At 43.7% G+C, this 12,079-nt stretch carries 15 protein-coding genes; 4 read left to right on the top strand and 11 right to left on the bottom strand.

Annotated elements, in window-relative coordinates; genetic code table 11:
- Both VB714_RS05580 and VB714_RS05575 read right to left on the bottom strand, forming a co-directional pair.
- A partial coding sequence (locus VB714_RS05580) for an ATP-binding protein (RefSeq protein WP_323221999.1) occupies positions 1 to 1,381 on the bottom strand: 1,381 nt, incomplete at its 3' end.
- A gap of 320 nt (positions 1,382 to 1,701) precedes the next feature.
- Positions 1,702 to 1,824, bottom strand: a complete 123-nt coding sequence (locus tag VB714_RS05575) for a hypothetical protein (RefSeq protein WP_323221997.1) — start codon at positions 1,822 to 1,824, stop codon at positions 1,702 to 1,704.
- 24 nt (positions 1,825 to 1,848) lie between these two features.
- Here VB714_RS05575 and VB714_RS05570 point away from each other — a divergent pair, with 24 nt between their 5' ends.
- The 4 genes from VB714_RS05570 (at position 1,849) to VB714_RS05555 (ending at position 5,264) form a co-directional block, all read left to right on the top strand.
- Positions 1,849 to 2,136, top strand: coding sequence for a DUF1778 domain-containing protein (locus VB714_RS05570; RefSeq protein WP_323221995.1), 288 nt, complete (start codon positions 1,849 to 1,851; stop codon positions 2,134 to 2,136).
- Between the two features lie 105 nt (positions 2,137 to 2,241).
- Positions 2,242 to 2,724 (top strand): hypothetical protein, encoded by a 483-nt coding sequence (locus tag VB714_RS05565; protein WP_323221993.1) that lies wholly within the window; start codon positions 2,242 to 2,244, stop codon positions 2,722 to 2,724.
- A 462-nt stretch (positions 2,725 to 3,186) separates the two neighbouring features.
- On the top strand, positions 3,187 to 4,389 hold the full coding sequence (locus VB714_RS05560; RefSeq protein ID WP_323221991.1) for an HhoA/HhoB/HtrA family serine endopeptidase: 1,203 nt from the start codon (positions 3,187 to 3,189) through the stop codon (positions 4,387 to 4,389).
- A gap of 74 nt (positions 4,390 to 4,463) precedes the next feature.
- Positions 4,464 to 5,264, top strand: coding sequence for a creatininase family protein (locus VB714_RS05555; protein ID WP_323221989.1), 801 nt, complete (start codon positions 4,464 to 4,466; stop codon positions 5,262 to 5,264).
- Positions 5,265 to 5,296: 32 nt separating this feature from the next.
- On the opposite strand, the gene VB714_RS05550 is transcribed toward VB714_RS05555, so the two are convergent.
- The 9 genes from VB714_RS05550 to VB714_RS05510 form a co-directional block, all read right to left on the bottom strand.
- On the bottom strand, positions 5,297 to 5,758 hold the full coding sequence (locus VB714_RS05550) for a phosphate-starvation-inducible PsiE family protein (protein ID WP_323221987.1): 462 nt from the start codon (positions 5,756 to 5,758) through the stop codon (positions 5,297 to 5,299).
- A 73-nt stretch (positions 5,759 to 5,831) separates the two neighbouring features.
- Entirely contained in the window at positions 5,832 to 6,776 is a 945-nt protein-coding gene (locus VB714_RS05545) for a F0F1 ATP synthase subunit gamma (protein ID WP_323221985.1), read from the bottom strand.
- Between the two features lie 82 nt (positions 6,777 to 6,858).
- A complete protein-coding gene (atpA, locus tag VB714_RS05540; RefSeq protein WP_323221983.1) occupies positions 6,859 to 8,376 on the bottom strand; it encodes a F0F1 ATP synthase subunit alpha in 1,518 nt (505 codons plus the stop codon).
- A gap of 39 nt (positions 8,377 to 8,415) precedes the next feature.
- The gene (atpH, locus tag VB714_RS05535; RefSeq protein WP_323221981.1) at positions 8,416 to 8,967 is read right to left on the bottom strand and encodes an ATP synthase F1 subunit delta; all 552 of its coding nucleotides are present in this window, start codon (positions 8,965 to 8,967) and stop codon (positions 8,416 to 8,418) included.
- 3 nt (positions 8,968 to 8,970) lie between these two features.
- Positions 8,971 to 9,492, bottom strand: coding sequence for a F0F1 ATP synthase subunit B (locus VB714_RS05530; RefSeq protein ID WP_323221979.1), 522 nt, complete (start codon positions 9,490 to 9,492; stop codon positions 8,971 to 8,973).
- A gap of 30 nt (positions 9,493 to 9,522) precedes the next feature.
- The gene (locus VB714_RS05525) at positions 9,523 to 9,993 is read right to left on the bottom strand and encodes a F0F1 ATP synthase subunit B' (RefSeq protein WP_323221977.1); all 471 of its coding nucleotides are present in this window, start codon (positions 9,991 to 9,993) and stop codon (positions 9,523 to 9,525) included.
- Positions 9,994 to 10,087: 94 nt separating this feature from the next.
- On the bottom strand, positions 10,088 to 10,333 hold the full coding sequence (atpE, locus tag VB714_RS05520; RefSeq protein WP_204106475.1) for an ATP synthase F0 subunit C: 246 nt from the start codon (positions 10,331 to 10,333) through the stop codon (positions 10,088 to 10,090).
- 93 nt (positions 10,334 to 10,426) lie between these two features.
- A complete protein-coding gene (gene atpB / locus VB714_RS05515; protein ID WP_323221975.1) occupies positions 10,427 to 11,182 on the bottom strand; it encodes a F0F1 ATP synthase subunit A in 756 nt (251 codons plus the stop codon).
- A gap of 81 nt (positions 11,183 to 11,263) precedes the next feature.
- Positions 11,264 to 11,620, bottom strand: a complete 357-nt coding sequence (locus VB714_RS05510) for an ATP synthase subunit I (protein ID WP_323221972.1) — start codon at positions 11,618 to 11,620, stop codon at positions 11,264 to 11,266.
- Between the last annotated feature and the right edge of the window lie 459 nt (positions 11,621 to 12,079).

Below are 12,079 nucleotides of genomic sequence, written 5' to 3'. Positions count from 1 at the left end.
ACCACCATTTCTCAAACTCTATTTCTGTAGAAATTGGTGATAAATTTTCTAAATCAAACATCATTTCCTGTTTCTTAAGTAAACTTAATATAAACAAATTTTTAATAATTGGCTCGTTATGTGTAAGTGATAATAATGGTTTTAGAAAATCATTGTTGCCTATAGTCTCCCGGAGTTCATTATGTGTCAATTCGGGGATATGAATTTGTTCCGGTTTTCCAAACGGCTGCCAATTTAACCATTGATAAACTTGCATTCTATTTTCTTCTCTCATAGAAACAATGATTTTCCAATCGAGCTTAATTGTTTGAAGAATGCGAATTAAATCGTTAATAACATTTTGGTGTCCGGAGTCAATAATTCTATCAATGCCATCAATAAAAATTGTTGGTTGAGCAACACTACTAGCTGCTAACAAAATCTTCTGCAAAGGTTGTTCGATTTGTAAATGACTAGCAAAACTACTCCAACTCGCTCCACTAATTCGATCGCCAGAAAATACTAGAGAAAATCCTTGTTGTCGATCGTCTTCGATTAGCTCTTTCAAAATAGCAGATTTACCAACACCGGGCGCACCAATTATCTCAATGAAGGATGCTCTCTCTCTAATCTTTTTTATTTTGGAAATGAGATTAGAGCGATCGAGATTAAAATTACCGATAGTATTCTGAATATTATTGAGTATAAAGTCTGCGTGTTCTTCGAGCCGAGCTAAATCATTTCGACAATCTGGAGAAGGAAGGATATCAAAATCATCACTTAATAATTTCTCAGTGAGACGCTCTAAATTAAAACTGCCAGCAGTTTTACTGCCATTAGTCGCATAATTAACAAGTTTTTCAAACAATTTAGGTGCATCAGTTTTCTTGTTGGGAGGAAGTAAATGACTAATCGTTTCAACAGCATATGTATAGTCTCGCGCTCCTTCCTGCTGAAAATCGAAGTGTAAAATAACCATCGATCTCAGAAAATCCCATAAATCATTATCAGTAATAGGAGTTTTTGAATGTTTGCTTAGTTTTGTTCTAATCAGATTGATAAAGCTGCGTTGAGTTTTATTTGAAAAGCCTTCCGTATTAATTCTCTTCAAAAAATCTTGAGAATCAATGCTGTTTCTAGCCCAAGTTAATACAGTTTGATAATATTCATTAATGTTTTTTGAATATAAAGCTACCACGAGACCAAAGCGGTCGATACCAATCCGAAAATCAGATGATTTGAAGGTACTCCAACACGCTTCCATAACTTCATCAAACTTTTGATTTTTTTCGCCAAAACTCAGATCGCGCTTAACCTGAAGTGCTAATTTCGCTTCACCACACTTCAAATCTGAAATAACGATTATATCATCTAGAGGATCGCTGTCGTAGAGACGTTGCAAACGGACTTCGCGAGTTGTTCCTGCTTCTTGACCTCGGGGAACAGAGCGCAATAAAACTGCTGCCAGATAAACAGCACAAACTCTATATTCGTATGGGAAACCTCCTCCACCCGAGGAGTAAGGACTGGAAATTTTTTTGGGGGGCATATTTTTTTCTATCATCTTCATTAATTCTAACTAAAATCGTTACCGTACCGGGGAGAGAGTGCCGCTAGGGTAGGTAAGATGATTGTATCTCGGTTAATTTCGATATAATCGCGATCGCAAAACAACTCAAGCGATCGCCTCATCCGCTTTTAATTCTTCATGCAGGAGTGCTTTTAATTCTTCGATGCGATCGCAGCTTTTTGGTTGGCGATCGCGATAATTTCCCGCGCATTGCTCAAAAAGTCGCGACCATTACCGTGTTTGACACGGTAATGGCCGTATATAATAGAAGTCAATCCTCAATCTGAAAAGTGATTGATATGGCTACTACAAATCAGCGAAAATCAATGGCGCGACTTGAAGCTCATGTTAGCCCAGAAACTAAAGCACTTTGGCAAAAAGCAGCCGATCTAGAGGGACGCACCCTAACTGATTTTGTTGTCGCCAGCGCTCAAGTAGAGGCTTGCCGAGTCATTGAACAACACCAAATGCTTAAACTGAATCTTGAGGATAGTGAAGCGTTTGTTGAAACTCTTCTCAATCCGCCAAAACCTAATGATGCACTGAAGTCGGCAGCACAACAATACAAGCAAGTCATTTCAACTTGATGACTCTCAACGATCCGAGACAAACATAGATTTTTGTTTTGCGATCGCCTCAACTCTCCAAACTGAAAAGCGATCGCGCTATAATTAAAACCACTGTATTCTAAAATGACAACGATCGCAATTATTCCAGAATCGGACGATCGCACCGCAAAATATCGAGCCATCTGCGGCCAAAAACAAGCGATCGGTTTCACACCCGGTCAAGCATTGGATAATATCGAACAACAATTAAATGATGCTGGAATTGTTCGAGATAGTGCAATCGCAATTATCTTGCATCGTACTCAAAGCGATCGCTTTTTCCCGTCCCAACAACACAAAAAATTACAAGATTTAATGGCTCGATTTCACGAGACCTCAGCCACGGGAAACGCTCTCTCAGATGGCGATCGACAAGAACTCGATCGCCTTGCAGAACTCGAACTAGAAGCAGCCATTCAGCGTTCTCAAAGTCTTCTCCAACAAATTCAAAGCGATACGAGGGATTTATCACGATCGCCTAATTCAACAAAAATAAACTCGGATCGACCTGGAGAAATTGACCTAAAATTTCAGCTTGTTCTCGGGCGATCGCACATTCCCCACTGATAATTTGAGAAGCAAGTTCTCGAGAACCAAAAACGCTTGCTAGATCGGATTGTTGTAAATTTCTAGCCTCCAGCAAATGAAGCAAGCGCGATCGCGGTGTTGAAACATTAAGTTTATAATTTTTCTCTTCAAAATCTTCAATTAGTTTTACTAAAAGTTCCAACTACTTAGCAGAAGCATTGGATGAGAGCATCGCCTTTCTTCTTTCTTTTCTGATTTATTTCTTGTTTGAAAAAGGGGTTACAGGAGCGCACACACTCCCACTCTGTTAGAATATCATTGTCAAGGTCAAGAAGTCAAGTTAAAATCGAACAATTTTTTCTCATTTTGTTATTGTAATCTGTGAGATTTCCTTGACCTGTTGTACAAAGAATTTGTAGCAGTTTTTTGCCAGTAAATTTGCTACGCTGGGGTAACGAGTATATCTCGATCTATTGGGTTCTAGCGGTAAGTGTAAATGTAATGACTATCTCTCTAAAACAACTGGGTATATATATTGGCTTGTTGGCGATCGGCACGGGATCGGGATTCTGGGGACATCAACAACTGCACAAAGAACAACAAAACAGCTTGCAGCCCTCGCAACTCATTCCGGCGACTCTCCCTACCTTATCGTTAGCCAAACAAGCAAACGAACCCTCTGTCGGTATTAATTTTATTGCTGAAGCGGTTCGCCAAGTCGGTCCCTCGGTTGTGCGAATCGATGCTTCCCGCACGATCGCCTCCCCTTTCTCCGATTCTTTAGAGCAACCTTTTTTCCGTCGTTTCTTTGGACAAGAAGGCGAAAAACCCTCACCGCGCCAACTTCAGCGAGGTACGGGTTCTGGTTTTATCCTCACGGCTAATGGACGATTAGTGACCAATGCCCATGTTGTAGAAGGAGCGGATATCGTTAAAGTTACCCTTAAGGACGGTCGCGCTTTAGAGGGGAAAGTTGTGGGACGAGATTCCGTTACCGATGTTGCGGCGATCGAGATTGATGCAAAAAACTTGCCTGCGGTGACGTTAGGGAACTCAGAAACCTTGATTCCTGGAGAATGGGCGATCGCCATCGGCAATCCCCTCGGCCTCGATAATACTGTCACAGTAGGAATTATTAGCGCCACAGGGCGATCGAGTTCTCAAGTTGGGGTCCCCGATAAGCGCGTCCGTTTTATCCAAACCGATGCAGCCATTAATCCTGGTAATTCTGGCGGTCCCTTATTAAATGCGAAAGGAGAAGTGATTGGCATTAATACCGCAATTCGCGCCGATGCTCAAGGATTGGGGTTTGCTATTCCCATTGAAACCGCTAAACGCATCGCTAATCAACTCTTTGCTGAAGGGAAAGCCGACCATCCTTATTTAGGGGTGCAAATGATTACTCTCAATGCCGATCGCCGAGATGAACTCAATCAAAACCCCGACCAAACCTTTGTTATTACTAGCGATCGCGGTATTATTGTCATGGGAGTCATTCCCAATTCTCCCGCCGATCGGGGAGGATTCCAAGTCGGAGATATTATTGTTAAAGTCGGTGGAAATGCTGTGAGTACCGCTACAGATGTTCAACAGCAAGTTGAACTGAGTCAAATTGGCAAACCGTTAAAGATTGAAGTCAATCGCCAAGGAAGGGTCATCAATATACAAGTCCTTCCGGAGGCCTTTCCTGTCAGCGATCGATGAGGAACTAACCTCTACTCACTTCTCTTGATAAGAGTGTGGATAGGGGGTCAACTAATTTTTAACAATATTATTTCATGCACGGATTTATTCCCCCGGAACGATTTTTTGCTTATCTGACTTGGACAGAAATTCAAGCCATGTCAGATAAGCAAAATACGGTGATTATTCAACCCATCGGCGCGATCGAACAGCACGGACCCCACTTACCTATTATTGTTGATTCTGCCATTAGTGTTGGGGTCTTAGGGACGGCATTAAGCCAATTAGACCCCCAGATTCCTGCCTATGCTCTGCCGCCTTTATACTATGGAAAATCTAACGAACATTGGCATTTTCCGGGGACAATTTCGCTTTCAGCACAGACACTTTTAGCAACCCTTAAAGAAGTTGCTGAGAGTATTTATAGAGCAGGGTTTCGTAAATTGGTGTTCATGAATTCCCATGGCGGCCAACCGCAAGTTATAGAAATAATTGCACGAGATTTACACCAAGAATATAGCGATTTTCTGATCTTTCCCTTCTTTACTTGGCGAGTTCCTCATATTGCCAAAGAAGTCTTGAGTAAAAAGGAATTAGAAATGGGAATTCATGCTGGAGATGCAGAAACTAGCATCATGTTAGCACTATTACCAGAACAAGTGAAAATGGAGCAAGCTGTTTGCGAATATCCCCCAGAATTACCCTCAGAAAGTTTGTTGAGTATTGAGGGAAAATTACCCTTTGCATGGGTGACTAAAGATTTAAGTAAAAGTGGGGTGATTGGGGATGCAACGACGGCGACTCGAGCAAAAGGCGATCGCATTCTTGCTTCGGTTGCTAAGGGGTGGGTACAGGCGATCGAAGATGTTTATAATTTCCAAATACCCAAGAATTGAGCTATAATATGAAGTCGTCTCTATCTTTCTTTTTATGTTCCTCTTCTTTGTCCGCTACGGATAATAAAGTAACTAATGGAAAGCATTAATACAGCAACTGAGATAGCAATTAAATCGCTGGCAGACTTGGTTTCTAAATCAAAAACAATAATTTTTCGCGCAACAGCGATGAGAGAAGTCACGATTACTAATTCAAGCTGTACGCTATGTTTCTTTAAATAAGCTGTTATATTTTCTAAGATTTCTAAAGCAACTAAAATATTTAAAAAGAGACCAAAAATATCAAAAATATCTTCTTTTAAAGAATGAGACGACCTGATAAATAAATCCGTTACAATTATAATAGATAAATCGCCAATTGCCCATAAAATTACACAGACCATCAGCAAAGAAAGCACTTTAGAGACTAAACTTTCAATGACTTTGAGAAACAACAAAAAGCGCTCGTTTTTTGTGATACTGTAAATCTGACGAAAAGTTTTGTAAAATTTCATTGCTTTCCCAATCTAAAACATTAGACCTAAATTGTAAAAAACGCCCGATTGTTCCGGGCGTTGATCGTTTGGTCTACAGTGCATTTGCTCCAGCAACCACCTCGAGGATTTCTTGAGTAATGGCAGCTTGACGCGCTTTGTTATAAGACCGAGTTAAAGTTTTGACCAATTCTACAGCATTTTCACTGGCATTATTCATGGCAGTCATGCGAGCCGCTAATTCACTTGCTGCAGATTCTTGCAGGGCGCGAAGTAACTGGTTATTGAGATATAAAGGCAAGAGAGCATCTAAAATTTGAGCGGGGTCTTGCTCGAAAATCATGTCTCTGGGAAACGAATCCATTTTCTTGGCAACTTTTTCTCGTTCGACGCGAAATTCCCCCCCGGAGGTCGTCAAGCGGAAAATTTCATCATCGGCATTTTCTAAACCTTGAAATGATAAAGGTACAAGGGTTTGTACGACGGGACGCGAGCTAATTAAAGAAACAAATTTAGTATAAATTAACTCGATGCGATCGACCCCTTCAGAGAGAAAAAGTGAAAGTAAATAGTCTGCAATTTTGGAGGCTTCTGGGGCGGTAGGAATTTGATTGAGTCCCAGATAGCTCTGAGAAATCGGTGCTTCTCTGCGCTCGAAATATTGCGTTGCTTTTCTGCCCACTAAAATTAATTTATGGCTAACTCCTTCCTTTTGTAATTCTTTAACTCGCGTCTCTACTTTCTTGATGATGTTGTTATTGTAACCGCCACATAAACCGCGATCGCTAGAGACAACTAAAAGCCCTACGTTTTTGACAGGGCGCTGTTTCAGTAAGGGGAGGTCTACATCTTCAAACTGAAGGCGATTTTGTAAACCGTAGAGAACTTGTGCTAAACAATCAGCAAAAGGACGAGTGCTGGTCACTTGTTCTTGGGCGCGACGCACCTTAGCCGCAGCAACAAGGCGCATCGCTTCGGTAATTTTCCGGGTATTTTTGACCGACTGAATGCGATCGCGAATGGCTTTAAGATTAGGCATTGTTTTTGGTAATGGCAATTGGGGAGTAGGGAGTGGGGAATCGGTAGAGAAATCCTTCAATCCGTTCCCCTTTCCTTAACAATTAAGCAGAGACTACAAAGGTTTTCTTATACTCGGCGATCGCCTCTTTAAGCATACCTTCGGAAGCATCGGTGAGTTTTTTCTCCGCAGCAATCGTTTTACCAAAGTCAGCTTTGCTGGTTTTCAGATAGTCCCGAAACCCTTTGGTAAAGGCGGTGATTTTTTCCGTCTCAATATCATCCAAATACCCATTTAACCCGGCATAAACAATGGCAACCTGTTCGTAAACCGCTAAGGGAGAATATTGGGGCTGTTTGAGAACTTCCCGCAAGCGCTGCCCTCGTGACAATTGTGCCTGAGTTGCCTGATCTAAGTCAGAGGCAAACTGGGAAAATGCTTCTAATTCCGCAAACTGTGCGAGTTCCAGTTTTAATTTCCCGGCCACTTGTTTCATGGCTTTGAGTTGAGCCGCAGAACCGACGCGAGAGACGGAAATCCCCGCGTTGATTGCCGGACGGAAACCCGAGTTAAACAAGTCAGAAGAGAGGAAAATCTGACCGTCGGTAATGGAAATCACGTTGGTGGGAATGTAGGCAGAAACGTCCCCAGCTTGGGTTTCAATGATGGGCAATGCGGTCATGCTTCCACCACCCAATTCATCGCTGAGTTTTGCTGCCCGCTCTAATAAGCGAGAGTGAGCGTAGAAAACATCTCCAGGATATGCCTCGCGACCGGGAGGACGACGCAGGAGCAGGGACATTTGGCGATAAGCCTGTGCCTGTTTGGACAAGTCATCGTAGATCACTAAGGTGGCTTTGCCTTGGTACATAAAATACTCGGCAATAGTCGCACCGGTGTAGGGAGCGAGGTACTGTAGGGTTGCTGGGTCGCTGGCATTGGCTGCAACCACAACGGTGTAGCTCATGGCTCCGCGATCTTGCAGTTCCCCGACGACTTGAGCGACGGTGGAGGCTTTTTGACCAACGGCGACGTAAACACAAATCACATCTTCTGAGGCTTGGTTGAGGATAGTATCGACTGCAACGGCGGTTTTTCCAGTTTGGCGATCGCCAATAATTAATTCCCTCTGTCCCCGTCCGATGGGAATCATCGCGTCAATGGCGGTAATCCCAGTTTGCATGGGTTCGTGGACGGAACGACGCTCAATGATACCAGGAGCCGGAGATTCAATCAAGCGGGTTTCACCGGATTGAATCTCGCCTTTACCATCAAGGGGACGTGCCAAAGCATCGACAACGCGCCCGATAATAGCGTCTCCAACGGGAACTTGTGCGATTTTACCGGTGGCTTTAACGGTGCTTCCCTCTTGGATGCTCAGACCGCTACCCATTAGTACCGCCCCAACATTATCTTCTTCTAAGTTGAGGGCAATACCAACGGTGCCATCTTCAAATTCGAGGAGTTCCCCCGCCATCGCTTTTTCTAAGCCATAAATGCGCGCAATACCATCTCCAACTTGAAGAACGGTTCCTACGTTAGAAACTTGAACATCTTGGTCGTAGGATTCAATTTGCTGGCGAATGATATTGCTAATTTCGTCTGGTCTGATACTAACCATAGTTTGTTGTGGGTAATGGGTAATGGGTAAGGGGTATTTTTAAGCGTTTAAACTCATGCCAATGCGACGGAGTTGAGAGCGTAAACTGGCATCGAGGACTTGAGAGCCGACTTTGATAATTACGCCGCCAATAATATCGGGGTTGATTGTGGTTTTCAGTTCTACCCCTCGGGCATGGGATATCTCGCGCACTTTGTCTTCTACAGAGCGGCGCTGATCCTCATTCAATTCCCGCGTGCTAATGACTTCAGCCAGAACGACTTGATTCATTTCTCGCAGAAGTGTGAGATATTGATCGGCAACTTGTTCGAGAAAAATAATGCGCCGTTTATCCACCAACAACATTAAAAAATTGACCAGTTGAGAGTCTGTGTCTTCTCCCATGATGCGGCGGATAACGGCTTTTTTGTCCTCATCTTTGACGATGGGATTGGTAATAAAATCCCGTAATTCTGGAGATTCTTCCATTAACCGTTCGATCGCGCGGAAATCTTCGCCAAACCGCTCGGCTAAATCTCGCGATCGCGCCAAAGACATCAATGCCTGGGCGTAAGGTTCGGCAATTGAGCTACTAACTAAAGTTCCTTTCATTGATTATCCCCCTAATTGCCCGATACAGCGATCGATCAGGCGCTCTTGTTTGGAGTCGTCTAAGCGATCTTTGAGTTGTCCTTCTGCCCGCTCAATAGCGAGAGCGACGGTACGCTGACGCAATTGTGCGATCGCCCTGTCTTGTTCGGAACTGACATCGGCGGCGGCAGTTGCTTTCATGCGTTCAACTTCCACATTGCCCTTAGCCAAAACCTCTTCTTTTGCCCGTTGTGCAGTTTGTTCGGCAGTGGCTAAAATTTGTTTGGCTTCTTCTTTTGCCTGCGCCAATTTTTGTTGCGCCCCAGCTAACTCAGCCGCAGCTTTAGAGGCGCGTCCTTCTGCTTCTTGAATTTCAGCTTCGATTTTGGCGCGTCGTTCGGTTAAAATTTTCCCTACGGCCTGACCGCCATAATAAACCAAAATTCCTACAAGCAGGGCGAGGTTAATTATGTTTGCTTCTAAAAGATCGAAGTTCAATCCGAACCCATGTTCGGCTTCAGTGGCTAGATAAAATACAGTCCCCACGATTTTTATTTTCCTTTTAACAATTTGTCATTATCTTGCCAATTCTGAACCCAACAGTTTTTCGAGAATTTGCCAACTCAAAGCATCCACGTCTCCTTCAAGGGTATGAAATGCTTGAGCCTTTTGAGTTTCAATTTCTTGAGAGGTGGCTTCTCGTTGCTGTTGAATTTCTTGTTGCGCCTCTTGAACTTTGGCCGTCACAACTTGTTGTGCCTCGTCCCGAGCTTTGGCGATAATGTTTTGAGATTCCCGACGCACTTCTACGAGTTCTTGCTCGTATTGAGTGGCGATCGCAGTGGCTTTCTCCAAACGTCCTTTTGCATCTTGGCTATTTTGGCGAACATATTCGGTACGCTCGTCTAGGACTTTGCCCAAGGGTTTGTAGAATATTTTATTGAGAAGAAAGACTAAGGCCAGAAACTGAATTGCCATCAAAGGCAATGTTGCGTCAAAGTCAAACATTCCCGCTTCTGCTATGAATAAATTCGTCCAATGTATCATTGTTGAAGAATCTGAAACTTGACCTTTGGATGGGGGGTAGAGATGAGAATTTTGCGTCTCTCTCTACCTTTTTTGTCCCGCGATCGGGGGGCGATTACGAGAAGGGGTTGGCGAAAAGCAGAACCAAGGAAACAACCAAACCGTAAATGGTGAGAGATTCCATGAATGCCAAACTTAACAGCAAGGTTCCGCGAATTTTGCCTTCTGCTTCTGGTTGACGGGCAATTCCTTCCACAGCTTGACCCGCGCAGGTTCCTTGACCGATTCCAGGTCCGATCGCAGCCAAACCAACAGCGAGGGCAGCAGCAATAACGGAGGCAGCAGCAACTAAACTATCCATGATTTTTTTTCCTTTGATTGATTTTTAATGACGACAACAGGTGAATATTTGCGCTTTAGTAGCAATATTTAGGAGTGCAGCGAGAAGACCCGCTTACTCATGCTCTTCGCCGCCATGCCCTTCCAATGCTTCGTGAATATAAGCAGCAGCCAGGGTAGCAAAAACGAGAGCTTGGATAGCGCTCGTAAATAGTCCTAAGGCCATAACGGGCAAAGGAATAAACAGAGGCACCAACAAGACTAATACCGCCACCACCAATTCATCTGCCACAATGTTTCCGAAAAGACGGAAGCTCAGGGAAAGGGGTTTGGTAAAATCTTCCAAAATATTGATAGGCAAGAGAATGGGCGTGGGTTCGAGATATTTGGCAAAATATTTCAAACCGCGCTTTCTGAATCCCGCGAAGAAGTAAGCCAGCGAGGTCAACAAGGCCAGAGCCACTGTCGTGTTGATATCGTTGGTTGGAGCCGCCAATTCTCCAGAGGGAATATGAATCAGTTTCCAAGGGAGGAGGGCTCCAGACCAGTTAGAGACAAAAATGAATAGGAAGAGAGTGCCAATAAAAGGAACCCAGGGTCGATATTCTTTTTCGCCAATCTGGTTTTTCGCGAGATCGCGCACGAATTCTAAGGCAAATTCCATGAAGTTCTGGATACCACTGGGAACTCTTTGGATATTCCGAGTGGCTGCCAACGACGCGATGACGAGCAGAGCAATGACAAACCAAGAAGTCATAAAGACTTGTCCGTGTACTGTCAAGCCACCGATATTCCAGTAAAAATGTTCGCCAACTTCGAGGGATGCTAGAGGTACAAAGGTATAAGCCTTTAAGCCAGCAAAAAATTCCATTGGGCTTTCTTTCCCCAATATTCTTAAAGACACAACAAGATTTCTACTTTGGGCGATGCGATCGCGCGACTCCTTCGGTGGCTACCTTTTCATAAATTCTGAGAAAGTAGTTTGAAAGGTGTAAGCGATAATCGCTGCTTTATAGGTGAGAAATCCCAAAAATATAGGCACGATATGCAGTTGCTGCCACTGAGTAGCAACAATAATTAGTCCTGCAAATAGAGCTAAACGATTAGAACTAACACGAGTTTTTCCTTCTCCCAATCGCTCCACGTTTTTCGCCAGCATTCTCAGATAAACGATTCCCACACAAGCACCGAGTAGATAACTCAGAGCAATATGGAGGGAGTAGTTCAACCAAACTAGAAGGAAAATGACACCACTCATGGCGAAAGTCCAAATCAACAAATCCTGTTTGAGTTGGTAATATTCTGCCATTGAATTCCCCCTAGGATTAGGGGAGGATTCTGAGGGATTGTCTCTTTCTAGTCGGGGGTTGAGAGGTGGGTCGGACGGGTTCACGTTTTTGAGTTAGGGGTCAGTCCAGATCGATCGCTCGTTTCGAGCCAAGGGAAATCTTATCATGGGAGTGGAACAATTCTTAAAATTCTTTAATTTCCGAAAAACTCTCTAAAAGCGTTGACATCTCCCCAACGACAGAACCCATTTGCGATACGGCTCTGCCACGCTTGCGCGATACGGCTCTGCCACGCTTGCGCGATCGCCTGAAACCCTGTAGCGACGTTGCAGGCAACGTCGCTTTACTGATTCACTGATAATCCAAGGGGCTAAATTCCTTTAGCATCCCATTTCTTCTCCTGCTGGAGGAACAACAAGTTTAGCGGTTTCTATCGTTTCTTCTGGATTTTCTTCTAATCGATCTAAACGATAGAGTAG

Origin of the sequence: Spirulina sp. 06S082 (assembly GCF_034932145.1) — a bacterium.
In the GTDB taxonomy this organism is placed as follows: domain Bacteria; phylum Cyanobacteriota; class Cyanobacteriia; order Cyanobacteriales; family Spirulinaceae; genus CCY15215.
Note: the sequence above shows the minus strand (reverse complement) of the source record. Positions and strands in the feature narration are given on the sequence as shown.